The sequence below is a fragment of the Frankia sp. CcI156 genome, from assembly GCF_001983015.1.
Lineage (GTDB): Bacteria > Actinomycetota > Actinomycetes > Frankiales > Frankiaceae > Frankia > Frankia casuarinae.
This window is the reverse complement of record NZ_MOMD01000014.1, coordinates 156,434-182,427: the sequence shown is the minus strand read 5'-3', so window position 1 is coordinate 182,427 and position 25,994 is coordinate 156,434. Positions and strand designations below refer to the sequence as shown.

General features: G+C 69.4%; 27 protein-coding genes, 1 other RNA gene and 1 pseudogene. 13 read left to right on the top strand and 16 right to left on the bottom strand.

Annotated elements, in window-relative coordinates:
- Nucleotides 1–309: 309 nt before the first annotated feature.
- From CcI156_RS07075 to CcI156_RS07050, 6 genes are all read left to right on the top strand, one after another.
- Nucleotides 310–549, top strand: a complete 240-nt coding sequence (locus CcI156_RS07075; RefSeq protein ID WP_035730701.1) for a hypothetical protein — start codon at nt 310–312, stop codon at nt 547–549.
- A gap of 385 nt (nt 550–934) precedes the next feature.
- Nucleotides 935–1,108, top strand: a complete 174-nt coding sequence (locus CcI156_RS25515; protein WP_175637546.1) for a hypothetical protein — start codon at nt 935–937, stop codon at nt 1,106–1,108.
- Entirely contained in the window at nt 1,108–1,317 is a 210-nt protein-coding gene (locus CcI156_RS07070; protein ID WP_139341435.1) for a hypothetical protein, read from the top strand. The genes CcI156_RS25515 and CcI156_RS07070 overlap by 1 nt, the downstream gene beginning before the upstream one ends.
- Entirely contained in the window at nt 1,314–1,703 is a 390-nt protein-coding gene (locus tag CcI156_RS07065) for a hypothetical protein (protein WP_139341434.1), read from the top strand. The genes CcI156_RS07070 and CcI156_RS07065 overlap by 4 nt, the downstream gene beginning before the upstream one ends.
- Before the next feature lie 621 nt (nt 1,704–2,324).
- Nucleotides 2,325–3,968: a cell division protein FtsK gene (locus CcI156_RS24605; RefSeq protein WP_076804853.1), complete on the top strand. Its 1,644-nt coding sequence runs from the start codon at nt 2,325–2,327 to the stop codon at nt 3,966–3,968.
- 95 nt (nt 3,969–4,063) lie between these two features.
- Nucleotides 4,064–5,461, top strand: coding sequence for a replication initiator (locus tag CcI156_RS07050; RefSeq protein WP_371681771.1), 1,398 nt, complete (start codon nt 4,064–4,066; stop codon nt 5,459–5,461).
- A 150-nt stretch (nt 5,462–5,611) separates the two neighbouring features.
- Here CcI156_RS07050 and CcI156_RS24600 read toward each other — a convergent pair whose 3' ends face one another.
- From CcI156_RS24600 to CcI156_RS07030, 4 genes are all read right to left on the bottom strand, one after another.
- A complete protein-coding gene (locus CcI156_RS24600; RefSeq protein WP_023839939.1) occupies nt 5,612–6,211 on the bottom strand; it encodes a hypothetical protein in 600 nt (199 codons plus the stop codon).
- A 169-nt stretch (nt 6,212–6,380) separates the two neighbouring features.
- Entirely contained in the window at nt 6,381–6,617 is a 237-nt protein-coding gene (locus tag CcI156_RS07040) for a hypothetical protein (protein ID WP_134351164.1), read from the bottom strand.
- Nucleotides 6,618–6,663: 46 nt separating this feature from the next.
- Nucleotides 6,664–6,912, bottom strand: a complete 249-nt coding sequence (locus CcI156_RS07035) for a hypothetical protein (RefSeq protein ID WP_023839937.1) — start codon at nt 6,910–6,912, stop codon at nt 6,664–6,666.
- Complete coding sequence (locus tag CcI156_RS07030) at nt 6,909–7,364, bottom strand: hypothetical protein (protein ID WP_023839936.1); 456 nt, start codon at nt 7,362–7,364, stop codon at nt 6,909–6,911. Before CcI156_RS07030 ends, CcI156_RS07035 begins: the two co-directional genes overlap by 4 nt.
- An 85-nt stretch (nt 7,365–7,449) precedes the next feature.
- Between CcI156_RS07030 and CcI156_RS07025 the strand changes: the two genes are divergently transcribed.
- Nucleotides 7,450–8,247, top strand: coding sequence for a GntR family transcriptional regulator (locus CcI156_RS07025; protein WP_083718346.1), 798 nt, complete (start codon nt 7,450–7,452; stop codon nt 8,245–8,247).
- Between the two features lie 49 nt (nt 8,248–8,296).
- Here CcI156_RS07025 and CcI156_RS07020 read toward each other — a convergent pair whose 3' ends face one another.
- Complete coding sequence (locus tag CcI156_RS07020) at nt 8,297–9,961, bottom strand: AAA family ATPase (protein WP_076804851.1); 1,665 nt, start codon at nt 9,959–9,961, stop codon at nt 8,297–8,299.
- Nucleotides 9,962–10,109: 148 nt separating this feature from the next.
- Nucleotides 10,110–10,298, bottom strand: coding sequence for a hypothetical protein (locus CcI156_RS07015; protein ID WP_023839933.1), 189 nt, complete (start codon nt 10,296–10,298; stop codon nt 10,110–10,112).
- Between CcI156_RS07015 and CcI156_RS07010 the strand changes: the two genes are divergently transcribed.
- Together CcI156_RS07010 and CcI156_RS27620 are read left to right on the top strand one after the other, a co-directional pair.
- On the top strand, nt 10,219–11,289 hold the full coding sequence (locus tag CcI156_RS07010; protein ID WP_139341433.1) for a helix-turn-helix transcriptional regulator: 1,071 nt from the start codon (nt 10,219–10,221) through the stop codon (nt 11,287–11,289). The two genes, CcI156_RS07015 and CcI156_RS07010, sit on opposite strands and share 80 nt — an antisense overlap.
- Nucleotides 11,286–11,636 (top strand): annotated as a pseudogene (locus CcI156_RS27620) (site-specific integrase); the annotation flags it as partial. The gene CcI156_RS07010 and the pseudogene CcI156_RS27620, both read left to right, overlap by 4 nt.
- 489 nt (nt 11,637–12,125) lie before the next feature.
- Here CcI156_RS27620 and CcI156_RS26665 read toward each other — a convergent pair.
- On the bottom strand, nt 12,126–12,626 hold the full coding sequence (locus CcI156_RS26665; protein WP_070982750.1) for a hypothetical protein: 501 nt from the start codon (nt 12,624–12,626) through the stop codon (nt 12,126–12,128).
- Nucleotides 12,627–12,903: 277 nt separating this feature from the next.
- Nucleotides 12,904–13,277: a transfer-messenger RNA gene (gene ssrA / locus CcI156_RS06990) on the bottom strand.
- A 329-nt stretch (nt 13,278–13,606) separates the two neighbouring features.
- Between ssrA and CcI156_RS06985 the strand changes: the two genes are divergently transcribed.
- Both CcI156_RS06985 and CcI156_RS06980 read left to right on the top strand, forming a co-directional pair.
- The gene (locus CcI156_RS06985) at nt 13,607–14,080 is read left to right on the top strand and encodes a VOC family protein (RefSeq protein ID WP_076804846.1); all 474 of its coding nucleotides are present in this window, start codon (nt 13,607–13,609) and stop codon (nt 14,078–14,080) included.
- A 95-nt stretch (nt 14,081–14,175) separates the two neighbouring features.
- On the top strand, nt 14,176–14,895 hold the full coding sequence (locus CcI156_RS06980) for a YoaK family protein (RefSeq protein ID WP_076804843.1): 720 nt from the start codon (nt 14,176–14,178) through the stop codon (nt 14,893–14,895).
- Here CcI156_RS06980 and CcI156_RS06975 read toward each other — a convergent pair whose 3' ends face one another.
- From CcI156_RS06975 to smpB, 3 genes are all read right to left on the bottom strand, one after another.
- Nucleotides 14,896–15,804: an NAD(P)-dependent oxidoreductase gene (locus CcI156_RS06975; RefSeq protein ID WP_011435256.1), complete on the bottom strand. Its 909-nt coding sequence runs from the start codon at nt 15,802–15,804 to the stop codon at nt 14,896–14,898.
- A gap of 66 nt (nt 15,805–15,870) precedes the next feature.
- Nucleotides 15,871–17,304, bottom strand: a complete 1,434-nt coding sequence (locus CcI156_RS06970) for an SAM-dependent methyltransferase (protein WP_076804840.1) — start codon at nt 17,302–17,304, stop codon at nt 15,871–15,873.
- A gap of 129 nt (nt 17,305–17,433) precedes the next feature.
- Nucleotides 17,434–17,913 carry an SsrA-binding protein SmpB gene (gene smpB, locus CcI156_RS06965; protein WP_011435254.1) on the bottom strand — a complete coding sequence of 160 codons (480 nt, stop codon included), beginning with the start codon at nt 17,911–17,913 and terminating at the stop codon, nt 17,434–17,436.
- 285 nt (nt 17,914–18,198) lie between these two features.
- Between smpB and CcI156_RS06960 the strand changes: the two genes are divergently transcribed.
- On the top strand, nt 18,199–19,881 hold the full coding sequence (locus tag CcI156_RS06960; protein WP_371681770.1) for a DUF222 domain-containing protein: 1,683 nt from the start codon (nt 18,199–18,201) through the stop codon (nt 19,879–19,881).
- Here CcI156_RS06960 and ftsX read toward each other — a convergent pair.
- Nucleotides 19,866–20,738 carry a permease-like cell division protein FtsX gene (gene ftsX / locus CcI156_RS06955; RefSeq protein ID WP_076804835.1) on the bottom strand — a complete coding sequence of 291 codons (873 nt, stop codon included), beginning with the start codon at nt 20,736–20,738 and terminating at the stop codon, nt 19,866–19,868. The genes CcI156_RS06960 and ftsX overlap by 16 nt on opposite strands.
- Nucleotides 20,738–21,484: a cell division ATP-binding protein FtsE gene (gene ftsE / locus CcI156_RS06950; protein WP_076804833.1), complete on the bottom strand. Its 747-nt coding sequence runs from the start codon at nt 21,482–21,484 to the stop codon at nt 20,738–20,740. The genes ftsX and ftsE overlap by 1 nt, the downstream gene beginning before the upstream one ends.
- A gap of 296 nt (nt 21,485–21,780) precedes the next feature.
- On the opposite strand from ftsE, the gene CcI156_RS06945 reads away from it, so the two are divergent.
- A complete protein-coding gene (locus CcI156_RS06945; RefSeq protein ID WP_023839929.1) occupies nt 21,781–21,966 on the top strand; it encodes a hypothetical protein in 186 nt (61 codons plus the stop codon).
- Here the strand turns inward: CcI156_RS06945 and cobA are convergent.
- The 3 genes from cobA to nirB form a co-directional block, all read right to left on the bottom strand.
- A complete protein-coding gene (cobA, locus tag CcI156_RS06940) occupies nt 21,931–22,761 on the bottom strand; it encodes a uroporphyrinogen-III C-methyltransferase (RefSeq protein ID WP_011435249.1) in 831 nt (276 codons plus the stop codon). The two genes, CcI156_RS06945 and cobA, sit on opposite strands and share 36 nt — an antisense overlap.
- Before the next feature lie 106 nt (nt 22,762–22,867).
- Nucleotides 22,868–23,212 carry a nitrite reductase small subunit NirD gene (gene nirD, locus CcI156_RS06935; RefSeq protein ID WP_076804831.1) on the bottom strand — a complete coding sequence of 115 codons (345 nt, stop codon included), beginning with the start codon at nt 23,210–23,212 and terminating at the stop codon, nt 22,868–22,870.
- A 36-nt stretch (nt 23,213–23,248) separates the two neighbouring features.
- Complete coding sequence (gene nirB / locus CcI156_RS06930; protein ID WP_076804886.1) at nt 23,249–25,897, bottom strand: nitrite reductase large subunit NirB; 2,649 nt, start codon at nt 25,895–25,897, stop codon at nt 23,249–23,251.
- Nucleotides 25,898–25,994: the final 97 nt, after the last annotated feature.

Here is a 25,994-nt window from a genome sequence, read left to right as displayed (position 1 = left end):
CCCCCTCGCGCCCGGTTCGGGGTCTTCTCGTATACGGCGGGGACGGTAGTGCTCTACCGGTGGTGGGGATGCTTGGGGCTGGCTGGCAACGGCGGGGATGGTGATCTCGCCGGTGACTCGGTTGGGCTGGTTGCGGGGGTGGTGTGCTGGCGGGGATGTGGGGTGTGGGGAAGGCATGCGGGGGKGGTGGGATGCTGGGTGTCCAGGGCATGGGGATGGCATGGGGATGGCCTGGGGGTCGGCGGTGGGCTGTGCGGCGGTGAGCCTGCGCCAGATTTCCGCCGCTAGTGCTTCTGTGACGGTGCGTTGATGGCGGCGCAGGAAGCTGCCCCCGGTGATGTCGTACGGCTCCGCAGCGTCTGCGCGCCGGTCGGTGACGCTGCGTTTCTCTTTCCCGTCGAGGTCCAGGAGGAGGCGGAGCGCGCGTGCTTCGCTCCCGCCGATGGCGGCAACGCTGGCTTTGATGATCGCGTGGGCGGTGAAAGCCCTGCGGAGAAGCGCGTCGGGTTCCTCGGGCTCAACTCGCGGCGGAACGATCATGTCTGTTAGCTGTCGGCGTACATCAGGGGTGATCATGTAGGTGGGYAACCGGATACCGTTGCGGTAGCAGAGKGTTAGGACTGTGGTCAGTTCTGTCACGTCGGGGGGCATGGCGATCCTTTCTTGTCTCGTGTTGGCGCGTCCGCGTGGTGTCCGGGTTCCGTCCGCGTGCCGTCCGRCCACTGACTATGCACGGTGCGTGTCTGTGCTCCGTCTGCGTTCCGTCCGGGTTGGGGACATGTAGAGCGGACTGCGTCCGTGGCTGGTCTGGGTCTGGTCTGTGAAAGAGCCGCGGACAAGCCGCGTCTTGTCCTAGGACGTGGGATTCCTGGTCCGCAGGATGGGGTGTGTGAGGCGGTCGGCTTCACGGTCTTCGTTCCTGGAGGGTTTTCCCATGCCCCGTTACTATGTGCGGACCAGCTTCGGGTTCGGCTGGTGGGTAGCTTTCYTTTGGTGCCTGTACCTGAGCCTTTTTCTGTTTTCTGAGGCGTCGGCCGCGATCCCGTTCATCCTCGTCGCCGTGATCGTCATTGCCGTGATCCGGCTGGTCGGAAAGGCGATGTGGTGATGCGGCGGCGTGTCGAGCTGGYCTCCGAAGAGATATCCCGGCGTCATCAGGCGCTGTTCGTGCTGGCGCTGGTGGCGTGGTGCGCGGGGATGTGCGCGCTGTCGTTGGCGGCGACGGTGGTCGTGGAGGTGCTGCACCGTCCGGGGYCTGGTCCGGTGTCGGTGACCGTCGCGGCCGGTGATGCCGGTGATGCCGGTGATGCCTGGTGAGCGTGGAGAGTCTGCCGGATTTGGACATGCTGTGGATGGGGCTGTGCTCCACGATCMGTCACGGCGCCACGGCCGCACGGTTGGGGGCATATACCCCCGTGGTGGTGGATGTGCTGGAGCCGGGGGTGACGCCGTGGGCGGCGCGGATGCTCGCGGCTGAGGATCTGATCCGGAACGCGGCGGCGGGGCTGGATAGTCCGGAGGATCGGGCGGTGCGGCTGCTGCTCGGGCTCTCCCCCGGAACGGCGGGTTTGYGCGTCAGTACGCGGCGGGCGCGGGCGGCGGATGCGCTGCGGATCGCACCGGCGAGCCTGCGGGGTGACCGTGAACATGCGTTGATGTGGGATCTCGCGGYGCAGGTATGCAAACTGCTCCTCCAGCGTTAGCACGAGGGGCACGGGCGGGGTACAAGGCTTTCCTGTACCCCGCTTTTCCGTGTGCCGGGTGCGCTGGTTGTGCGTGCGGACTGCGTGAAAAGCGGGTGGCCGGCTGGCGCACTTTTCACGCACAACCTAGAAGATTTCGGCGCACTACCCCGGGAGACCATGAGATCAGGCCGCTGACGGGCGGCACCAGAAGATACCAATGATCAGGGGTGACGCGATGCGGGTGATTCCCGTGGACGTGACGGCGTTTTCCGTGGTAACCGCAATGGGTCCGGCTGCGCCGGTGATAGACCGAGAGTCCGGCAGCCAGCGAGGGAACGCGGATGGGCTGCCGTTGTGGACCGTGCCGGTTGCAGTCGCGATGGCGGACGGCACAGCGGAAGTGATCACGGTCCGGATCGCGGGGGAGGCGCCGACGGTACAGCCGGGGACGCCGGTACGGCTGACGGGCCTGGTGGGCCGCTCCTGGCAGATGCAGGGCCGTCACGGCATCTCGTACTCAGCGGCCTCGATCACCRGGGTGTCAAGCAAGAGCTAGGGCTACCCGGTTCGGGGGTGGCGGTGCCCTGACCGTGTGCCGCCATCCCGGCCGGTCCTGCTCGTGCGCGCAAAGGAGTAGGTGTGTCGGTGCTACGGATCCGGCCCGGCCGGATGCGGAAAGATCAGTTTCGGCTGTCGTTGCGGCCGTCGGTGCCGGAACTGCTGGTCCGGTACGGCCTGYGGCATATCTGGGGATGGCGCCGTGAGGTGCTGGCGCTGCTCGTGCTGCTGATGGTGCCGCAATCGATCATCGGCCGGTTCGGTTCCTTCTGGGGACGGGGGCTGCTCCTCGGCCTGGTGCTGGTCGTGCTGGTCGTGCCGGTGCTGCGCCGGGCGGTGGTCGGCTGGCTGCTGGGTGGGCGGCTGCGGCGACGCTGGGCGGCCGCTTGCCATGCCTGCCGGGTGGAAACACCGTCTGCTGGGGGCGGTGGGCGTGTTCCCCGGATACGGCGGGCGCGGCGGGGCGCGGCGGGCTGGCATCTGCGGCTGGTCCTGTCACCAGGCCTGAGCGTGGACGATCTCCAACAGGCGGCGGGGAAGCTGACGGCCACGCTGAAGCTGCGGGAGGTGCGGATCTCTCCGGATCTGGACCGGGCGGACCGGGTCGGCCTGGTGTTGGTGCGCCGTGAGGTGCTGGGCCGGGCAGTCCGCGCGGATCTGCTGCCCGCCGGTGCGGCCGGTGAGCTGGACGCCCTACCGATCGGGGTGCGGGAGGACCGCCGGGCCTGGCTGCTGCCGCTGCGCGGGTCRCATGTGCTCATCGCCGGGGCCACCGGGGCCGGTAAAGGCTCGGTCATCTGGTCGATCATCCGGGCGCTTGCCCCGTCGATCCGCGGGGGCGTCGCGGAGGTCTGGGCGTGTGACCCGAAGGGCGGCATGGAACTCGCCTTCGGGGAACCTTTGTTCGCGCGTTTCGCCGTAACCGCGGCGACGATCGCGGATCTCCTCGAAGATGCCGTGACGGTCATGGAGCGGCGCACGGGCCGGCTACGCGGGGTGGCCCGGTCCCACACACCCACCCCGGACGATCCCCTGATCGTGATCATCATCGATGAGGTCGCGAGCCTGACGGCCTACGTATCCGATGCGGAAGTCAAGAAGCGGATCGCGGTTGCGCTGCAACTGTTGCTCTCCCAGGGCCGGRCACCGKGGGTCGTCGTCGTCGGTGCGCTGCAAGACCCCGGCAAGGATGTGTTGCCGTTCCGGGACCTGTTCCCCGTCCGGGTCGCGCTCCGGCTCACAGAACCAGTACAGATCAACATGGTGTTGGGAGAAGGTGCCCGGGATCGAGGCGCGCTTTGCGACCGCGTTCCCCGGGGCCTGCCCGGAGTCGGCTACGTCCTGGTGGACGAAGACMCGACCCCCGTCCGGGTCCGCGCCGGATGGCTCACCGACGACGACATCCGGACCATGGCCGCGCAGCACGCTCCGGTCCATCCCACCACCCCGATGGAACCGGCGGAAGGGTGGCGACCACAACTGCCCTCGATGCCCTCGATGCCGTCCATGCCCCCTTGCGACCCCCGCGCAGCCTCCCCACCCTGCACCACCCCCACCGGTCCCCGGGACGTGGACGACCCGACGATTCCGCTGCGCGCATGGCGGCGACCCCCGCCACCCCCGGCGCTGCCCCCGGCTCCCCCGCCGGTCACCGCGGACGACGGCTCACCAGCCGCTGAACAAGCATGGGCGCGCTGGGAAGAGCAGTTTCGGCGGTCCGACTGACCATCTCACGCCGATGACCGCGGCGCGTTCCCCCTCCATCTGATTCCCGCATGTGGGTGGTGTGGCTCTGCCACACCCGAAAGGAGTCACGGAAAGTGGCGGAGTCCGTACAGGTTGCGGTAGCCGGTGGCTGTGTTTCTCCGATTCGCCTGAAGGGCCACACCGATCATGTGGATGTCACGTCCGGGGAGGTGCGGCGGGCGTTCTCGGCGGCGGGTCTGCCCGGCGGGGTGGTGCATGTGCGGTGCAACAACCGGCGGGAGTCGGTCTGCCCGGCGTGTTCGGCGACGTACAAGCGGGATGCCCGGCGGATCGTGCTGTCCGGGCTGGCCGGTGGCACGAGCGTTCCCGACACGGTCAGCGGTCATCCGGCGCTGTTCGTGACGTTGACCGCGCCGAGTTTCGGGCCGGTGCACTCCCGCCGGTCCCGGGGGAAGCGGGGTGAGGCGCGGGCGTGCCGGCCTCGGCGGAGCGAATGCCCGCATGGACGGCCGGCGGGCTGCCACGCCCGGCACGGGGACGGGGATCCCACGCTCGGACAGCCGCTGTGCCCGGACTGCTTCGACTATCCGGGCGCGGTCATCTGGAACTCGCTCGCGCCGGTGCTGTGGAAGGCCACCCGGGACGCGACCGAATCCGCCGTAGCGGCGGCGGCCGGTCTGACGGTGGCCGGTCTGCGCCGTCAGGTACGGATCACCTTCGTGAAAGCCGTGGAAATGCAGGCCCGGGGCCTGGTCCACCTGCACGCCGTCGTCCGGGTCGACGGGCGCGGCGAGGACCCGGATGACCTCGTGGCCCCGCCCGGGTGGGCGACCACCCGTCTGGTTGCCGACTGTCTGCGGGCTGTCGTGGCAGAGGTATCGGTGACAGCGCCCGACCCGCACGATCCGGCCGGAACGCTGGCGGTGCGCTGGGGGGTGCAGGTCGATATTCGGCCGGTCGCGTTGGATGGACCCACCACCTCGGGGAAGATCGCTAACTATCTGGCGAAATACCTGACGAAGTCCGTCACGGCCGGGGGGCTGCTGGACCGGCCGGTGYGTAGCCTCGCCCATCTCGCCCGGCTCCCCCTGCACGCGCATGCGCGGCGGATGGTGGAAACCTGCTGGCAGCTTGGCACCGATGAAACGTTCGCGGCGGCACTCGACGAGGCGGCCGGACGGCTTCCGGGCCGGTTGCCGGGGTTGCTGCGTTGGTCCCACGCGTTTGGCTGGGGTGGACACTGGATCACGAAAAGCAGGAAGTACAGCACGACGTTCGGCGCGTTGCGCGGCGCGCGGCGGGTCTACGCACGGCTGATCGGCGGGGCGCTGTCCGGTCGGGGGCTGGTGGATGCGTTCGGCCGTCCGGACGGGGACCCGAACACGGTGGCCGTCGGGGTATGGCGGTATGCCGGGCGGGGCCTGCTCACCGATGGTGATATCGGTCCGGCCGGTGCGGGACCCCCTGTGTCACCTGCTGGGAGGTCAGCCCCTGGGCGGGGTGAGCCGTGAGCATCGACACGATGCTGCCGTTTGACGACTGGGACCCCGGCGGCGGCCGGCGCGAACCGGCCGGGCCGGTGGCCGTRCCGGAAGAGATGAGCACCGAAGGTGCCGATCCGCCTGTCACCCCGACCATCGGGCCAACCGCCGGGAAGGCCGTCACGCCGCGACCGGTGGGGGTGGGCGGGCGGGCCGCCGGACAGCCGTCCGCCACCCCGGGGCATAACGGACAGCGTTCGAATGGTTTTGTTCCGCCGTGTAAGGGGGTGCGGCGGGGGATACCGTCTCCAGACGAGTGGGGACGGGTCCAAGCGGCTCACGCGCCGCGCTGGTCGGCCCGGCAACGCGCGCACGCGGCTGCCCCGGTGTGCTCATCCGTGGCCGGACGATCGGCGTGCCGGTGTGCTCGCCACCGTGCCCGCGAGGGTCATCGACGGCCGGGTCGAGCACACGGTCAGCCCCGACAACCGCCGGGGCTGGCGCGGCCGGGATGTCGGGCTGGGCCTCGTCGTCGCCGTGTCCGCCCGTGGCCTTCATCAGCGTCACGAGCGCGAAGGCGACGACCGGCCACACCGCCATCGCCGGACGCCACGCTCCCGGATGGCCGGCGAGCCTGCCGCCGTCGCTGCGGACCAGGGCGGCGGTCAGGTTGCAGGCGGCGGAGAAGCCGAACGCGGCGATCGTGACGAGAACTGGCCAGAACAGACCGCCGCCGGTCCGGCGGCGGTGGCGGACCTCGAGGACGGCGGCGACGGCCATGGCCTCGCCGGTGCCGGTGATGACGACCGCAGCCCACAGCGGCTGGCCGGCCCACTCGGCGACGCGGCGACCGTGTGGACGCCGGCAACGGCGAACGCGCCGGCGCCGAGGAGGAACGGCAGCGCCCGGCGAGCAGTGCGCTCAAGCCAGCCCGGCCGGTGAAACGTGATCACTGGGATTCCTCCTTGCGGTCGAGCGCGGCGACCCGCAGGTCGAGGTCCGCCAGCACGGCGCGCCCTTCGCTGATCGCGGCAGCCGTCTGTCTGGACAGGTCCGGGTCGTCGGCGACGAGTCGCCGGGCAGCGGTCCGGACGAGGAAGGCGACCTCGGCGGCGACGTTCGTCCGGGCGACGGCCAGCGATGCCCGCTCGTCCGCCAGGCCGCTGGCCGGCTCGCGGGTGCTCACTTCCGCCACCCCGCTCCGTGCCTGCGCCGGCCACAGCCACGGCGGTTCATCGGGCATCGCCCGTGAGGTTGTCGGCCTCGGCGCGCAGGCGGTGCCACGAGCCGATCAGGGCTGATCGGTGTTGCCGCAGGTCGTCGAGGTCGGCGTCGGGCGGTGTGTCGCCGCCGTGGATCACCTGCTCGGTGGCGGTGATCGCGGCGTCGTAGTTGTCGGCGAGGGCGCGCAGCTGCGCGGCCAGGACTCGGCGGTCGAGGTCGGCCGGTTCCCGGTGCGGCCCGGGCAGCTTGGCGCTCATCGGGCCGTCTCGCTGGCGGTCCACTGGGCGGTCGCGCCGAGCGCCCTCAGCTGGGCGGTGGTGTGCCGCTCGGCGCTGTCGACCCGGGTCCAGATACCGGCGCCTTCATGTCGCCACGTCCAGCGGGCGCCACCGATGACGACCTCGGAGATAGTGCCCTCCGGGTCGTCGTCGCCCGGCTTGCCGTGGTCGTAGCTGCGGGTGCAGCCGCACCAGCGGCAGCCGCCCACCTCGTCGACGTCGCTGTGCTCAGCGCCCAGATGGCCGCACGGCGCGCCRTCGATGCCAAGGCAGACCACCGAGTCGACGCCTGCCAGGGCAGCCGGGGCGAACGCGACCAGCGATCCGCAGGCCCCCGCCTCACGCCACCCGTCGCCGCGGTGCTCGGCGACCAAGGCGCCACACTCGCAGCGCTCCACCACGATCGGCGGGCTGGGCGTCTTGTCCGTCACGGGCCCTCCTGCGCCGACATGTCCTGGGCTGGCGTCTCCCACGGTAGAGGGAACTGTATAGACAGTCAATACCGTCACTCTGGTAGTGACTGTCAAGACCGTCTCCCAGTACGGTCTGGCCATGGCGCCCGAGGAGCGGATCTACCGGAGGATCGAGGCGGACCTGCGCCGTCAGATCGCGGACGGCACCTTGCCGCCAGGCGCGAAGCTCCCGCCTGAGAAGGYGCTCGCCGAGCAGTGGGGGACGTCGCGGCCGACCGTGCGCCAAGCGCTCGCTCCGCTCGAAGTCGAGGGGCTCATCGACCGGCGGCCACCCTTCGGGACGTTCGTCCGGCGCCGCCCAGCCCTCGACACCCAGCACGTCATTCGAGACCGCGCTGTCTACCGTGACGAACGCGGCTACTACTTCGACCCCGCCGCGGTCGACTGGGTCGCGCTCGTCCCGCCGTCGCTGTCGCGCGGCCCGGCCCCCGCCGACATCGCGCGGATACTCCGCCTACCCGACGCGAACGCCGAAGTCGTCATCCGCGACCGGCGGATGGGGCCACCAGGGGGTGAAGTCCTCCAGATCGCCACGTCCTACATCCCCGCCGACCTGGCACACGGGACCGTCCTCGAAGCGATCAACAGCGGGCCAGGCGGGATCTTCGACCGCATGGAGCAGGACATGGGACTCCACCTGTCCTGGGAGGATCTCTACGGCGCGCGGATGCCGACCGGCGACGAAGCCGCGATCCTCGGGATTCCCGCTGGCGTACCCGTCTTTCGGATCATCTGCGTCACGCGCGATGAGTCCGGCCGCATCGTCGAGGTCAACGACCGGCGGATGTCCGCGGAATGGTTCATGGTCGCTCGCCCTCTGGCGAGGGCCGCCGAGGCGTAGGCCGTCTGGCCGGCCGGCGACCACCCGCCGGCCGAGACGGGACCGCCGGTCATGAGGCGACCGGCCCGAAAACCGACCACTCTGCGTGGTCACCATTCGATGCCGCGCAGGTGCTCCCTTCGGTGCGCGCTTCGTCGCCGCGCTCTTCGGGGATACTCCCGCCGGACCGCTGCCGGTTGCTGTCTGTGACGTCGATTCGCCACACCCAGGGGCCCGCCATGCTGGATTTCTCGGATCGGACTCCGGCCTTGCGCTTCGCGCGCTTGAGCTGATCGGTGCTGAACCCGTCGGCTCGGCCGGCCTTCTCGATGTCCCTCGGCGACGCCTCGCCACCGTGCCCGGTCAGGTAGTCGCGTAGCCAGTCGRCGGCTTCCGCGCGGTCGGCTTCGGCGTCGGGGTCGGGTGCACTGGAGGAGCTGAGCACGTCGGCGACGGTCCGGTCGGTGYGTCCGGTGAAGTGGAGCCGGCCGACGTGAGACGTGCCGCGCCCGGTTTCGACGACCGCGCTCGCGATGCCGTAGGTGAGCGAGGGGAGATCGTCCCTGCCGAGCGAGTTCTTCACCTGCGTCATGACACGACCGCCGGCAGCCGAGGCGTCCTCCGAGTCGTCCCGGGCGAAGCCGAACACGGCCCGGGGAACGTCCTTGAAGGCCCCGGAGCCGGTGATGAGCTGGGCTACATCGGTGCCGCTCGACTTGTTGAAGTGGGCGATTCCCAGGATGRCGGCGCCCGTGCGGTCCGCGATCCCGGCCAGCGGGTCCAGCGCGCGGCGAACCTCCCGGGTTCGGTGGCTGTCGAGTGTGGCGTCGAGCGCCGACATCAGSGGGTCGATCACGACGAGCGCGGCACCGAGATCGGTGATCGTCTCTTCGAGTAGGTCGTTGTCGACCGGCAGGGAGAGCGCGACCTCGGCGTCGTCGTCCTGGACCACGTCGAACCGGGCGACCTTGGAGCGGTCGGCACCGGCCGCGATCAGACGCGGGACGAGGGTGTGTTTCCAGGAGTCCTCGACGGCGGCATAGAGCGCCGGCCGTGGCGTGCCGTAGAACGAGCCCGGGAGCAGGCCACGGCTGACCTGAGCGGTGATCCACAACCCGAACGAGGACTTCCCGGTGCCCTCTCGGCCCGCGGCGAGCGACAGAGCACCCGCCGGGATCCGCCCCTCGCCCTCGTCCGTCCAGGCCCACACGACCGGCTCAGGGTCGATCGTGTCTGCCCACGTCACGCGGGCGCGCCGGCCCGAACGAGCAGGGCGGCCCCGCGAGGCGAGCACCTTGACGACGTCGCCGGCGACCTGGTCGACGTCAGCGCCCTTCCCGATCCGCTCGGCGGCGAGCGCGAGCGCCTCGGCCGTCCGGCGCCGGTCGCCTGCAGCCGCCACCTTGGCGACGTAGTACGGCACCATCGCCAGGTTGGGGACCACGGCGACCATGTCCGTCAGATCGGTGCTCTGAAGACCGTGATGGGGCGTGGCCCGATCCGCTGCCGCGCGGCGTCCGACCTCCGCCCACACGGCGCTCGGGTCGGGTGGGACGTCGGCCGCCCAGAGCTCGACGATCACCCGGTAGATCACCCGGTGGGATGGCAACCGGAAGTCCGCGCCTTGGTCGAGCCGGGCGATCGCGTCGACCATCGTCGTGGGGTCGGCGTACATCAGCGCGCCGAGCACGACCCGCTCGGCGTGAACGATTTCGTCCTCGTCGGCGGTGCTCACCGGCTGGCCGTGCCGTCGGTGCCGCGCGGCCGGCGCCTGCGCCAGCGGGTGGCAGGCGCGCTGGAGACCACGTCGAGGCCGATCTCMCACAGCGCTCGGTCCTCGACCTCCCAGGTAGACCAGCCGGCCGTCGAGGGCCTGGCCGAGGTCACGCGGCGGTCGGCTCGATACCGAGCAGCTCCAGCAAGGGCCGAACGGGGACCAGCCAGCGATCGCCGTTGTGGATGACGCGGGTCGGCCAGGTACCGGCGCGGACCATGGCCCTGGCCTTGGTCAGCCCCATGTCGAGGATCGACGCCGCCGTCTCGACGTCCACGATGACCGGCAGCGCACGCAACTGCTCAGCGCTCCACTGCCCCTGCGCGCCCGGATCTCGGCCACACTCAGCCGACCCCGCTGCCCCATCTCTCCCGCCCCGGCATCCTGTGCTCCCACGCGCAGCCTCCCCGGTCAAATTGGATCAAATTATGAGCATCTGTGAGTACAGACCCAGAACTACCCGTACGATCGCCACATGTCAACTAGGACCGGGCGCGATCGCCTACTGTGCCTGTATGCACAACCCCGACTGGTCGGAGAGGCAGGCCCGAGTGATCGGCGCTGAGATCCGGCGCCAACGGACCCGCCTTGGACTGAGCGCGCAGCAGGTGGYCGACCGCTGCTCGGAACTGGGACTCCAGATCAGCAGATCGCTGATCGCGAACACGGAAAACGAGCGACGGCCGGGCGTGACCGTCGCCGAGCTGGTCGTTCTCGCCGCGGTGCTCGGGGTCCCGCCCCTGCAACTGCTGTATCCGCTCGGCCACGTCGAGACCGTCGAGGCTATGCCCGGCCGAGTGGTCCCTACCTGGGACGCGGCGCGGTGGTTCGCTGGCGATGCGTCGCCGGATGGCCTACCGCCGTGGGCTCAGGTCAGCACGCAGGAGATCTTTCGTAGGCACGCAGCCGAGATCAACTACACCATCGCCGCGCGAGGTGAGGCTGAGCGCGTCGCTGAGAGGGTKGCGAGCGCGAGAGCCCGCATGGTGCCCGGCGGCGTGTCGGACGGTGAATATCACGCTGCGAGAATGGCTGCCAGCCGCGCACTCGAAAGCGCGACCAGCGAACGTTTCATTGCGGAGAAGACTGCTCGCCGGGCGGCTCAGTACCTGAAGCGGCTTCGGGACGCCATCCGGGCGACCGGCCTGACCCCGCCGCCGCTGCCGCCCAGCCTCGCCGATGTCGACAGCCTCGATCCAGGCATGCCTGAGAACGTGGGTGGGGGTCCAGCACCGAGCGGCTCCGACTGGCTGCGTGTACTCCTCTCCGAGCCGGAGGAAGGCGAGTGAAGCCGACGGTCAAGCATCTGTGTGGGTGCCGCGACCCCGAGACCCGGACGGCATATCCGTACGGGCAGTGCCCGAAGCTGTCACAGCGGGGCCATGGGTTCTGGGAATGGCGCGTCTACGTGCCCAAAGAACTGCAGACCCTCGTCGGCAAAAAGGAGCTGAAAGGCAGGGAGCCGTCGAAGACGGCGGCGGAGAAGGCTGCCGACGAGGCGATCGGGACGGTCCGCGCCGGGCAGCGCCACGCCGGCGGCCTCACCGTCAGGACCTACCTGGCCGAGCAGTGGCTGCCATCGAAACGAAAGCTGCGGCCGTCCACCCGGGCGCGCTACGAGCAGTTCATCCGGCTCTACCTCGTCCCGTACCTCGGCGACCTGCCGCTCGCCGGACTCCAGTCCCATCACATCGACACGATGTTCCGCCGGATCGAGGAGACCAACCCGACCCGGCGTAACCCCGTCGGGCCGGCGACGCTCGGCGACATCCGCGACATGCTGCGGGCGACGCTCGGCGACATCCGCGACATGCTGCGGGCGGCGCTGAACCACGCGCTACGCCAGCGGATGATCCCCTTCAACCCCGCCGTGACTGTCGAACTGCCCGAGCACGCGGCACCCGAGGTTGAGCCCTGGGAGGCGGAAGACGTCGGCGTCTTCCTCGACGAGGCGGCCGGCGAGCGGCTCTTCGCGCTCTACGAGCTCGCCGCACTGCATGGGCTGCGCCGCGGCGAGCTGTGCGGGCTGACCTGGCCCGACCTCGACGTGCTCACCGGGGTCCTACGGATTCGCCAGCAGATCACCCGGTCGGGCAAGGAGACGCACGTCGGGCCACCGAAGACGTCAGGCAGCAAGAACAAGGTCGATGTCGACGCGGGCACAGTCGACAGCCTGCTCGCCTGGCAGGTCGCCCAGGAGCAGGAGCGCGCCGATGTTGGCCTGGCGTGGAACAACGGCACGCTGCCGAACGAACACGGCGTCCCGACGCAGCTCCGCGACCTGATCTTCACGCGGCCAGACGGGCGCCACCTGGACCCGGAATACGTGACCCGGCACATGCACGTCATCGCGAAGCGGGCCGGCCTGCTGGGCACAGTGAAGGTCGCCGCGGCCGTCGGTGCGACCGAGGTAGCGATCGGGAACCTCTACCGGAAGGCCGCCGGCGACTGGAACGTCTACGTCGGCCGGGAGGACGCCGGCCACACGGTGCGGGTCGTGGGCGCGCACCGGGTAGGCGGCCGGTATCTCCTCACACTCGCCGAGCCGCTGTCGGTCGTCCTCGATGCGGGGACCGAGCTTGGCCGAGGGCTGCTCCCCCGCCGTCGTCTCCACGATCTGCGCCACGGAAGCGCCAGCATCCAGCTGGCCGCAGGCCTCGATATCACGATCATCTCGAAGAGGCTTCGTCACTCTTCGCCAGCGATCACGGGGAAGATCTACGCGCACATGCTTCGGTCGACGGGCCAAGCCGCGGCCGAGGCGGTCGCCGCGGCGATCCCTCGCCGTAGGCGCGTCGCCCAGCCATCGCCCAGCGAGCCTCCGGCCGGACCCCGCGTGGTGCGGCCGGCTGGCGTCGATGCTGGTCAGGGCACGAAAAAGGCCCGGCCAAAGGCCGGGCCTCTCGTGGAGGTGGCGGGAATCGAACCCGCGTCCTCCGGCCCCGACACAGGGCTTCTCCGGGCGCATCCTGCTACTTGTTTCTCAGCCTCGTCGGACACGCAGGCAAGCCGACATAGGCTCAGTCGCTGTTTGATGTCCCGACCGACCCCGCGACCAGGTCAGCCGGTGATCCTCCTAGCGACGTCAGATTCTGGGCCGGAGGCTCTCCCAGACTGACGACTACCTAGTCCCTCTTAAGCGGCGAGCGCGTAAGTGGGGGTAGTGGGCTGCGTCTTGTTGGCAGCTGTTGTTCTGAACGGATCGTTAACGAGATAACCGCTCATCCTCGGCCCGCTTCCCCTGCCTCGACGTCCGGAGTCGAAGCCGGTCACCCCCAAGTTCTGATCAGTTACGACGTTTCAGTGTACCGCAGACGCAGACGCAGACGCAGACGCAGACGCAGACGCCGGCACCAGCCAACAGACGCTCCTGCCAACCCGACCCATCGCGCGCGTCACTGCGTCCAACGCTCGGACGCCGGCTCCATGTTCCCACGTCGGRCACCCCGCGTACCAACGGGTTTCCGATGTGGCGGCTGTGGCGGGCGTGGCGGCCGCGCGTCACAGCGGCCCGGCYCCGTGGGCATGCCGTCGCGGGCAACGTCGTTGTACGGAGTTGTTGTATGGATAACGGCTACCAGACGACCAGCGCCTCGGGAGATCACCGTGGAGATCAAGGAACTGGGACATCTCGTCCTCTACGTCCGGGACATCGAGCGTTCCAGCGCCTTCTACCGGGACGTACTCGGCTGGCGGCAGATCTTTCCCGACCCGGCGGGCGCGGACGGCAACCCACTGCGGGCCCCGGCCGCCGCGTTCTCCTCCGGACGCACCCACCACGAGCTGCTCCTCATCGAGGTCGGCGAGGACGCGGCGGCCATACCCCAGGGCCGGCGGGTGGGATTGTACCACTTCGGGCTGAAGGTTGGCGACAGCGACGACGAGCTGCGCGCGGTGCTCGYCCGTCTGCACGACGCGGATGTGACCGTCGTCGGCGCGTCGGATCACACGGTCACCCACAGCTTGTACATCCTCGACCCGGATGGCAACGAGATCGAGCTCTACATCGACGTTCCCGGGGTCGACTGGCGGAGCACTCCCGCGCTCGCCGCGGCTCCGGTCCGTCCGTTGCGGCTCTGATCAGATCAGAAGATCAGATCAGAGCCGCCGAAATCAGAGGCGCCGGGAGTTCCCGCCTTCCGCCGCACGGGCCGTCGCTCGGTGAAACTGTGCCCATGCGACCGTCCCCCGACCAGCGTCGGCGGCTGCCGACTCTGCTGGTGGCGTTGGCGATCCTCAGCGGTCTCGTCGACGCGGTCAGTTTTCTCGGACTCGGCCGGGTGTTCGTGGCCAACATGACCGGAAACGTCGTCCTGCTGGCCTTTGCGCTGGCCGGGGCCCCGGGCCTGTCCGCCGACCTGTCGGCGCTGGCCCTGGCTGGCTTCCTGGCCGGAGCCGTCATCGCCGGACGGATCGGCACGGTGACCATAATCGGCGGTCGCCGCTTCTCGTGGTTGATCATCGCGATGGCCRCGCAGACCGGGCTGATGGCCGGCGCGCTGATCGCCACGCTGGTCACCCAGGGACTCGGTACGGAACCCGAGATCCCCGAGATCCCCGGGGCCCGGCCCTATGCCGTCATCCTCCCGCTGGCCCTCGCGATGGGCCTGCAGCACGCGACGGCTCGGCGGATGGCCGTTCCGGACATCCCGACGAATGTGCTGACCAGCACGTTGACCGGGATCATCATCGACTCCCGGCTCGGCGGAGGAACGGGCCGCGGTGGGGCGCGGCGGACGCGGCGGTTCGCCGGCCCCGTCGCCATGTTCGCCGGAGCCCTGATCGGGGGCCTGTGCCTGCTCCATCTCGGCCGGATCGTCCCGCTCGTCCTGGCGACCGGTACCGTCGCCGGCTGCCTGATCGCCACCGTGACCGGCACCGTTGCGGCGCCATGATCAGGAAGCCGGAGAGACTTCGCCACCCGCGCCGCCCGGCCTGGTCGCACGGCGCCGCTGCCGGATGACGACCGTCGTGTCGAGACCGCCCTCGCCGTCCGCCTGGGCAGCTGCGAGATCCCGCTCAGCCAGCTCGATCATCGGCAGCGGGATACCACGCCGGCCCGCCTCGGCAAGGCAGATCCGCAGATCCTTGCGCATCCAGTCGACCGCAAACCCGAAATCGAACTCGTCGCGCACCATGGTCTGACCACGATTCGCCAGGTACCACGAGTTGGCGGCGCCGCCGGCCACGGCGGAAAGCACCAGATCGGTGTCCAGACCGGCGGCAATAGCAAAGTTGATGGCCTCGGCCGCCCCTTCGACGGCTCCCGCCACCAGAATCTGATTGACCATCTTGGTGAGTTGTCCGCTACCGACCGGCCCGATCCTCGTGATGGTCGCGCCGTAGGCGGCGAGCACCGGCCTGGCCCGCTCGATCGTCTCAGGATCCCCACCGCACATGATGCTCAGCCGGCCGGCCATGGCACCCGCCTCCCCGCCGGAGACCGGGGCATCGACGAAACCGACGCCGACCTCGGCGGTGCGCGCCGCGATCTCCTCCGCAAGTTCCGCGGAGGTCGTCGTGTGATCGACGATGATCGCACCAGGCCGAAGCGCCCCCAGCACCCCGTCGGCACCGAGGACGACCTCGCGGACGTCGTCATCGGCACCGACGCAGAGGCAGACGACGTCGACCTCGGTCGCCGCGGCGGCGGGCGACGGCGCGATCCGGCCGGAATGTTCCTCGGCCCAGCGTGCCGCGGTCGCGGCCGTGCGATTGAACGCGGTGGTGGAGAACCCGGCCCGAACCAGGTGACCGGCCATGGGAAATCCCATCGTGCCCAGTCCGACGAAGGCAACACGCATGAACGTCACTCCTGTTTCGCCCCCGATGGCGTCCACCGGGATCGGTCGGTCATGAGAGTCGGTCGGTCATGAGAGTCGGTCGCCACCGCCCCGACATCCGATACCCCCGACATCCGATACCGGGGTGCAGACGAAGGCCCAGGGAGCTCCACGCAGCCTCGTCATCACCACGGTGACGGCCGGTCCACCGGGAATCAGATCACGACGGCGGGGTAGCAACCGGCGACGGATCTCCTCGACGTCGCCGGCGAGACCGCGTCGCCGGACGTCCAGCGACCCGATCTCACGAGACCGCAACAGGTCCGCGATCCGGCGCACGTCGAAGGGCAGCTCGGCCTCGATGCACAGCAGGCGGGCGAAGGGGGTCGTCACTGCCTCGTCGGAGGTCAGGAAGGCGATCATCGGATCAATCTGCCAGGCTCCGAGGCGCCGCCCGAGCTCGCCGATCAGGCCCGCCCGAGTGACCGCCGGGCTCGGATCGTGGAGGAACCGGCCCGGAGCCGCTACCCGACCGGCTAGCTCGCCGACCCGACCCACCCGACCCACCCGACCCGCCCGACCTGTATCCGCCGGGACGACTGGATCCGGGGTCCCGGTGAGGCTCACCGGCGCTCCCCTGGCCCGCAGGGACGCCGAGCCGCCCGGCCCGGGCAGCACAGTGGCGCGACGCGGGGMGGTCGCGAGGGCCGGTGAAAACAGTACGGCCTCCTTGAGATCCCGTCCGTCGGCCACGAACTCGATCTCCCAGCCGGGGGGAACCAGCTCCGTCGCCAGCCCTGGCGCGGCCTTCACCGCGACGGCCGCAACCTTGTCGGCAAGCCCGAAGCACCAGGCCAGCGGCGGCTCGCTCGCCCGCGACACCAACCGACGGTCGCCGGCACGCCGGGCCGGATCGACGAACACGGCGTCGCATCCGGAGAGGTCCACCTCCCGCACGTCGGACAGGCGCGTCTCGAGGCATCCCGTCGGCACGGTCGATCCCGTGGGCGGCGCGGTCGTGGGCAGCACCGTCGTGGGCAGCACCGTCGTGCCCTCGACCGCGTGGACGGCGACGTTGAGCGCGGCCATCCGCAGATGAACCGGATCCCGGTCGACGAGCATGATCTCCCGGCCCCGCGCGAGGGCCAACGCGTCCCCGCCGATCCCCGTGCACAGGTCGGCGAGCCGGCACAGACCGGCGAACCGCGCGGCCCGATGCTCGGCCGCCGCCTGCGAGGACGCTTGTTCCAACCCGGCTCGGGTGAAGAACATCCGATCGGCCCGAGCAAACTTGACCATCGCGCGCCGCCTCAGCTCCGCCTGAGTGAACGCGGCGGCGAGGAGCGCGGGGGACACGCCCTCGGCGCGCAGGCGGGCACCGACAGCCAGTTCCCGGGCCGCGCCTCCACCGGCACGCTCATCCTCGGCAAATGCCGCGACCGCCGCCGCCAGCACCGCCTTACCCTGGGCGCTCAGCAGGGCCTCGAACTGCGCCAGCCGGTCGCCGTCGGAGGCGGTCACGGCGACCCGGATGCTGCCGGAACCGGCGAATCCGCGGCACGACGACGAAATAACGACGACGGGAACATCGACAGAAACGTCGACAGGAACATCGGCGGCACCACGGACGGTGTCATGGACGGCTGGCTATCAGAGGTAGCGCCCCTTGGCTCGGCGGCCCATCGCCCGGCCGATCTCCCGGGCCGCGTCCCGCTCCGCGATCGCGTGCCGTTTGTCGTAGGACTTGCGGCCACGCGCCAGCGCAATTTCGATCTTCGCCCGCCCGTCCTTCCAGTAGAGCGAGAGCGGGACCAGCGTGAGCCCACCCTCCTGGGTCTTACCGACCAGCTTTTCGATCTCCGCCCGGTGCAGCAGCATCTTGCGCTTGCGGCGGGGAGCGTGGTTCGTCCAGGTCCCCTCGGTGTACTCGGGGATGTGCACGTTGTGCAGCCAGATCTCACCATCGCTGATCTGGGCGAACCCGTCGACGAGCGAGGCCCGCCCGGCCCGCAGCGCCTTCACCTCGGTGCCACGGAGCACCAGCCCAGCCTCGTAGGTGTCGAGGATGTCGTAGTCATGCCGGGCGCGCTTGTTCTGCGCGATCAGTCTGCGCCCCGTCTCCCTCGGCACTGTCCTGTCCCTCTTCCCACACCGTTCGCGAAATCTTCTCCGAACCTACGTCCTGCCTCCCGCGTCGGTGACACGCCGGCTCCACCGCGAGGACACCCATGGTATCGATCATGTGAGCGCCATCGTCGGTCGCCGGCGTGGCCCGGGTGACGTCGCCGAGCGCTCCGTAGGGCGACGAGCGCCGTCAGCGCGCCCCGCGGAGGAGCCGCCGCGGCGGCGCGACCTGGGCGTTCAGCACCTTCCACCTCCTTGCTCGGCTGTCGAGCTTGCTCGGCCGTCGAGACGATGGACTTGATGACGATGGACTTGATGAACGGTGCCAGCGAGTACTATACTCGAACACAAGTTCGATGGCCAGAGTGTTCAGGCGGATCGGCGGCGATTCCTGCCGGCAGATCCAACCGCTCCCTCTACGCGCCCATGACAGGCGGCATGATGCATCCAGTGACCAGACCCGGTTCATCGCTTCGGCCCGGCTCACAGTCCAGTCCGGGCGAGTCCAGTTCAGGCAAGTCCAGCCCGCGCGAGGAAGCAGAGGCTCTGGGCCCCCGCGACACCGGAGTCGACGACCGTGGTTCTCTTTCCCGTCATCTGGACTCATCGATGGTTTATGGTCGTCGTGTAGCTGAACTCGACGCGGACGGATGTCTCCGGGCAGATGTGGAGATCGGTCGGGAGATCGCGCGCTGGGAGGCGGCACGGCTGCTCGTGAGAGCGAGGTTCGCGCAGCTACGGCCGCCCACGGAAGAGGATGAGAGCGGGGTTGCTAGGGGATTTCACGAGTTCGCGGGAGACGAACTGGCCGCCGAGCTGAGAATGTCATCAGCGGCGGRAAACAAACAGTTGGGTTTCGCGGTCGGCGTCGTCCGCCGCATGCCGGCCGCGCTGACTGCCCTGGAACATGGTGAGCTAGATTCCCAGCGGCTGACCGTGCTGGAACGACTGACAGCCAACCTGTCGGACGACCAGGCCGCGGACGTGGCGGAGACGGTTCTGCGTCGGGGTGGGCGGCCGAGCCACGCAGCGTTCGCGGCCGCCGTTCGACGGCGTGTGGTGCTGGTAGACCCTCAGGGCGCGGAACAGCGTCGCCGCAGGGCGACGAAGGCGCGTCGGGTGACGGTGCGGGCCGAGCCGGATGGTATGGGCCGCATCTCGGCCTCGCTTCCGGCGGACCGCATGCTCGCGGCGTTTCGACGAGTGGACCTTCTGGCGAGGAGGGCGGGCGGTGCGCAGGACGGTCGCGGGCTCGAGCAGCGTCGGGCCGACGTTTTCTACGACCTGCTGATGGGGCGGGATCGTGACCGTGTAAGTATCGAGATGCAGGTGGTCGTGTCGGCTTCCTGTCTGCTGGGTATGTCGGAACAGCCGGCGGAACTTCCCGGTTATGGCCCGATACCGGCCGGACTCGTTCGCGAGATGGCCGAGAACCCCCGGTGCACATGGCGGCGGATACTGATGGATCCGCCGGAAGGACGAGTTCTGGAGGTCAGCCGGCGTCGCTTTCCCTCGGCCGCCCTGGCTCGTCATGTTCGAACTCGAAACCCTACATGTGTCTTTCCGGGATGCGAGCAGCCTTCCATTCACTGCGATCTTGATCATACCAGGCCGCATCGTCGAGGTGGCCAGACGAGCGAGCAGAACCTCGGGCCAAAATGCCGGAGGCATCACCGGCTGAAACACTCGGGTGAAAAGCGGCCTAGGCGTGACGCCAAGCAAGGAGCTACGAGAAGACCGGGGCGGCCGGGCACATCATCTCCTGATCAATCCACGCAGAAGGGATGGTCCGTGTGCCAGCCCAGGCCTGGACATTTCACCTGGACGAGCCCGGAGGGACGCCAATATGAGGTGTCACCCAAAGATTATCTCAAGGAAGTATTCATCKAGGATGATGTCCAGTTCGAATCGAATCGAATCGAATCGAAGCGAACCGGGGCCGAGCGACGGATGACGCCTCAGACCCGCAGATGACGGCGGAGCGCCACCGAAGCCATCACGGCGGCGGCGAGCACACCGACCCCCAGCACGACGGCCGCGGTCTCCCAGACCGCCGACCAACCGAACAGGGGGAACATCGTCTGCTTCGCGAACCGGCCGTCCACCAGGTAGATCTTGRCCAACGCAAGCACGCCCGTGGCGAGCAGCCCGCCAACCAGCCCCACCGCCGCGATCTCCAAGACGAACGGAGCCCGGATTGTTCCGTTGGAAGCACCGACCATCTTCATGATCGAAGTCTCCCGTCGCCGGGCGTGCGCCGAGATCCGGATCATCGTGTAGATGAGGGCGAAGGACGCCAGGGCCTGCACGCCGGCGAGGGCGAAAGCGCCCGCTGTGAAGGCGTCGAGGAACCGGTACAACGGGTCAAGCAGGCYGCGCTGGTCGCGAACAGCTTCCACCCCGTCGAGGCCGGTGTAGGTGACGACGATGTCGCGGGCCRCTCGCGGATCGGTAAGCGTGAGTCGTAGCGCCGCGGGCAGGTCGTCGGGTCCGACACCGGCGAGGACGTCGGGCGATCCACGGAAGTCCCRGCGGAAACGGTCGTACACCTGCTGTTTGCTTTCGTACCGCACGTCGGCGACCAGTGGATCCGCCGCGATCTCGGCATCGAGGGCAGACCGCTCGCCCGGGGTGATGCCATCGGAGAGATCAACGACGACCTCGATCTGGTCGAGCAGGAAGTCGTCGATGGTGTGCACCTGCGCCCGCAGGAGCAGGCCCGACCCCAGCAACGCCAGGCAGATCGTGACAGTTATGATCATGGCACAGGTCATCGCCAGGTTGCGGCGCAGGCCCGTCCACAGCAGCGACGCCAGCAGACCCGGTCGCATCAGCGGACCCGGTCGGCCGGCACCCTGGGCCGGGGCCGGGGAATCATCGGCACCGCCAGATCATCCTGGTTGTAACGTCCGCGAGCCTCGTCCCGGATCAGCGCGCCGTCGCTCAGCTCGARCACCCGGCGGCGCATCGCGTTGACGAGCGACGCGTTGTGGGTGGCCATCACGACGGTGGTGCCGGCCTGATGAACAGTGTCGAGCAGGTTCACGATCTCGATGCTGGTGTTCGGATCGAGGTTGCCGGTCGGCTCGTCGGCCAGCAGGATCCGTGGACRGCCAACGAACGCCCGGGCGATCGCGACCCGCTGCTGTTCGCCTCCGGAGAGTTCGTCGGGATACCGGTCCGCCTTCTCCGCGAGGCCGACCAGGTCGAGTGCCTCCGGCACGACGCTGCGCACGACATGCCGAGGACGGCCGACCACGTCAAGGGCGAACGCGATGTTCGCCGTTACGGTCCGATTCGGTAGCAGGCGAAAGTCCTGGAAGACACAGCCGACCAGCCGGCGCAACTGGGGCACCCCGCGGTCCGGGATCCGCGCGACGTCACGGCCAGCCACCAGCACCCGGCCGGACGTCGCTCGTTCCTCCCGCAGCAGCAATCGCAGCAATGTGGTCTTACCCGATCCGGACGGACCCACGAGGAAGACGAACTCACCGACACCGATCTCCGCGGTGACATCGACCAGCGCCGGCCGGTCGCCGTTCGGGTACCGCTTGCTCACGGAACTCAAAACAATCATTGCGCCTTCCCGCACGCCTATGACTTTCAGTAGCCGTATGGTAGGGCGTGACGAAGGTCGGGGACCGCAGGTTACGCCCGACCGGAATCTCCGGGAACAGCCCGGACGGGTCGCCGCCCGCCCGATCRACCTTTGACGGAGCGGCACGCCACCGTGCGCGGGCGTAACGTGGAAGTCGATCGTGCGCGTCGCCAGCGGTCGTGCTCCATCCGGAACGTCCGGGTGTTGTCCCCCATCCCGGGGAAGTGCGACGATCGCCCGATCATGGCATCCGTCACGGGTGGGAAGGAGGCGCCATGGGCAGCGAGGATCTCGTCTGCGCGCGCTGCGCCGGACTAGTGGTCGAAGGCCGGTGTCCCACCTGCCGCGCCTCGCGCGAGTATCTGCGCCAGAACTTCTTCCAGATGTCACCGCAGGTGATCGTCGCACTGATCGCAATCGTGATGCTACTGGCGGTCCTCGCCGCCCGTCACGTCTCCTGAGCCCGGCCACGCTGGGACCGCCCCGACGGTACCTATCACGCCTGCAAGTCGATCACGTAGCGTAACCACATCTCCGATTACGATGACCGCGGGAGAACTGATCGCGGCTTCGGCCGCGAGCTGGGCGATATCCACCAGGGGCCCGATGATAATCGTCTCATCGGCTGTCCCGCCAGCGTGGATCACCGCGGTCGGAGTCTCCGGCCGGCGGCCCCGCTTCACCAGCTCGTGACTGATCTCAAAGAGTGCCCCGACGCCCATCAGCACGACGACCGTGCCCGGACCGGTAGCGAGCGCGTCCCAGTCGGCAGTGGAACCGGGATGCGAAGGATCGATGTGGCCGCTGACGACGGCCACGTCCTGGGTGATGCCCCGGTGGGTCACCGGGATCCCGGCGAGCGCGGGGACCGCGACGGCGCTCGTCACCCCGGGGACGATCTCGCAGGGCAGGCCGGCCGCGGCGCAGGCCAGAGCCTCCTCGCCGCCACGACCGAAGACGAACGGATCGCCGCCCTTGAGCCGGACGACACCGAACCCGCGCAGTCCCCGATCGACGACCACCGCGTTGATCTCGTCCTGGGTCAGGTTGTGACCGTGCGGCGCCTTGCCCGCATCGATGATCTCGGTACCGGGTCGCACCTCGTCCAGCAGTTCACGGGGAGCCAGCCGGTCGACCACCACGACATCCGCAGCTTGGAGCAGCCGTAGACCGCGTACGGTGATCAGATCCGCCCGCCCGGGACCGCCACCGACAAGGGCCACCCATCCGCCCGGGGCTGTCTGCGCACCGGTCATCTTCGTCCCCTCCCGCGTCGGCTTTCTCCCAGTGTGCGGCCTGACCAGCCCGTTCGGGGCCGATCACCGTAGCCGACCGTTTCGGCTGATCGCCCGACTGATCGCCTCAGCTGACCGGCCGGGCCGCCGCGACGGGGCCGACCAGCACCCGACCGTCCTGCACCTGCACCGGGTAGACGGGGATGCGCACCCCCTCGGCATCGAGGCACTCCCCCGTCGCCAGGTCGAACGCCTGCTTGTGCAACGGCGAGAAGACCACGGCCYGGTCTCCGCGGGAGCCGACGAGACCCCGGGAGAGCACGTTGGCCAGGCCGATCGGGTCGGCGTTGCCGACGGCGAGCACGGGACCGTCGCTCAGCCGGAAGATGGCCACTTGGGCGCCGTTGACGAGCGCGGCCACGCCGCGATCGGGAGTCAGATCGTCCAGGGCACAGATGTCGGTCCAGATCATGGCGGCCTCCAAATCGTCCGTGATGCGCCTACTTGCCTATCCAGAGGCTTTTGTGTCCGTTTCGTCCCTCTGGATAGGCAAGGAGCCTGGATAGGCAAGGAAACGGTCAGCCACCACGGGTAGCGTGGCACCGGCGATGAGGGCCGCCCGCTCGGCCGGGCGGGCCGGCCGGGGCTGGCCGCGTTCGAGGACGTGGATGACGTCGGGGTCGGCCCCCTCGGGGGCGTTGACGAACGAGGCGAACCGGCGCAGTGCGACCGGATCGGCCAGCGTCGTCTTCCACTCGTCCTGATAGGTCGCGACGTGGTAAGCCATGGCCGTGTCAAGCTCGGCGCAGATGCCCAGCGAGTCGTCGACGATGACCTCGCGGACATGCCCAAGGCCGCCGTCGAGGCTCTCCACCCACGGCGCGGTGCGCTGGAGGCGATCGGCGGTGCGCACATAGAACATCAGAAAACGGTCGATGTAGCGGACGAGCGTCTCGGTGTCGAGGTCGGAGGCGAACAGCTCCGCGTGCCGGGGCCGATGACCGCCGTTGCCGCCCAGGTACAGGTTCCAGCCCTGCTCGGTGGCGATCACCCCGACGTCCTTGGACCGCGCCTCCGCGCATTCCCGGGCACAGCCGGAGACCGCCATTTTGATCTTGTGAGGGGATCGCAGGCCGCGGTAGCGTAGCTCCAGGTCGACGGCCAACGTGGTGGAGTCCTGTACGCCGTAGCGGCACCAGGTCTCCCCGACGCAGGACTTCACCGTCCGCAACGCCTTGCCGTAGGCGTGTCCGGACTCGAGTCCGGCGTCGGTCAGCCGCTTCCAGATCTTCGGCAGCTGCTCGGCCCGGGCGCCGAAGAGGTCGATGCGCTGCCCGCCGGTGATCTTCGTATAGAGGTTGAAGTCCCGGGCCACCTCGCCAATCAGGATGAGCGTCTCGGGCGTGACCTCGCCGCCGGGCAGCCGGGGGACGACCGAGTACGTGCCGTCCTTCTGCATGTTCGCGAGCAGGTGGTCGTTGGTGTCCTGCAAGGCGGCCTGCTCGCCGACTAGGACGTACCCGTTGTAGAGGGAGGCAAGAATCGAGGCCACCACCGGCCGGCAGACCTCGCAGCCCCGGCCCCGACCGTGCTCGGCGATCAGCTGCGAGAACGTCGTGATCCCCCGCACCCGGACGATCTCGAACAGTTCGGCCCGGCTGACGTCGAAGTGCTCGCACAGCGCCTTCGACACTTCGAGGCCCGCGGCGGCGAGCTGCTGGCCGAGGATCGTCCTGAGCATCGGCACGCAGCTGCCACAGCTCGTGCCCGCGTTGGTGCACCCCTTGATCCCAGCGACGTCGGTAAGGCCATTCGCGCTGATCGCGGCGCAGATCTGACCGTGGGTGACGTTGTTGCACGAGCAGATCTGCGCCCCGGCGGAGAGCGCCACCCCGGCCCCGGAGCCGCCGGCCCCGGCGACGTCGCCGGCCGGCAGGATGAGCCGCGCGGGATCGTCCGGCACGACCCCGGCGGAGCCGACCATGGCCCGCAGCGTTCCGTACTCCCCCGCGTCGCCGACAAGGATGCCACCGAGGACGCTACGCGCGTCGTCGGAGAGCACCAGCTTCTTGTAGACCTTGGCCACCGGGTCGGCGAACGTGATAGGCAGCGCACCGGGAGTCGTCCCGAAGGCGTCCCCGAAGCTCGCGACATCGACGCCGAGCAACTTGAGCTTGGTCGACATGTCGGCGCCGGTGAAGGTCGCGTCGCCGCCAAGCAGACGGTCCGCGACGACCTCGGCCATCGCGTATCCGGGCGCGACCAGCCCGTACACCCGTCCGGCCGCCAGGGCGCACTCGCCGACGGCATAGATGTGCTCGTCGCTGGTGCGGCAGCCCTCGTCGACGACGATGCCACCGCGATCCCCGACGTCGAGTCCGCACTCGCGGGCCAGAGCGTCCCGCGGGCGGATCCCCGCCGAGAACACGACGACGTCGGTGTCGAGGCCGGCCAGCCCCTCGGGGTGACGGGCGAAGACCATTCGGGCGACCCGCCCGTCGGCATCGGCCTCGATCCGCTCGGTGGCCGTGTCGGTGTGGACGCCGATCCCGAGCCCGGTGATGTGGGCTCGCAGTGTCTGCCCGCCGGCCTCGTCGACCTGGGCCGGCATCAGCCGGGGCGCGAACTCGACGACGTGGGTGGCCAACCCCAGGCTACGCAGCGCGTTCGCCGCCTCCAGGCCGAGCAGGCCGCCACCGACGACCACACCGGTCCCGGTCCGGCTGCCGCGCGCCGAGGCGGAGATCGCATCCAGGTCCTCGATCGTGCGGTAGACGTGGCAGCCGGTGGCCTCCCGGCCGGGTACCGGTGGGACGAACGGGTAGGAACCGGTCGCAAGCACCAGCGCGTCGTACCGGTAGGTGCGGCCGGCACCGGTGGTCACCGTCCGGGCGGCCCGATCGACGGCGACGACCGGTTCACCGAGACGCACTCGCAGCCGGGGGTGCTCAAGGAATCCGTCCTCGACGAGGCTGAGGTCCTCCGCGGTGGCCCCGGTGAAGTACGCCGAGAGGCCCACCCGGTCATAGGCGGGCCGAGGTTCCTCCGCGAGGACCGTGACATCCCATCGCCCMTCGACGTCGCGGTCCCRCAGCRCCGCCAACAACCGATGCCCCACCATGCCGTGGCCGACGACCACCAGTGATCGAGAAGACATCCGCGCACCACCCGCACGTCCGAACCGATGGGTGCCGGTCCGAACGGGCACCCGCTACGGCCAGAACCGTACGAACCCAGGATGTCAACGCTGACTC

Excerpts from the sequence above, each read along its gene's own strand:
- CcI156_RS07075 (WP_035730701.1), top strand. The coding sequence starts at position 310 with ATGGCGGCGCAGGAAGCTGCCCCCGGTGATGTCGTACGGCTCCGCAGC.
- CcI156_RS24600 (WP_023839939.1), bottom strand. The coding sequence starts at position 6,211 with ATGGCCGTCGCCGCCGTCCTCGAGGTCCGCCACCGCCGCCGGACCGGC.
- CcI156_RS07035 (WP_023839937.1), bottom strand. The coding sequence starts at position 6,912 with ATGAGCGCCAAGCTGCCCGGGCCGCACCGGGAACCGGCCGACCTCGAC.
- CcI156_RS06975 (WP_011435256.1), bottom strand. The coding sequence starts at position 15,804 with ATGCGTGTTGCCTTCGTCGGACTGGGCACGATGGGATTTCCCATGGCC.
- CcI156_RS06945 (WP_023839929.1), top strand. The coding sequence starts at position 21,781 with ATGGGCAGCGAGGATCTCGTCTGCGCGCGCTGCGCCGGACTAGTGGTC.
- cobA (WP_011435249.1), bottom strand. The coding sequence starts at position 22,761 with ATGACCGGTGCGCAGACAGCCCCGGGCGGATGGGTGGCCCTTGTCGGT.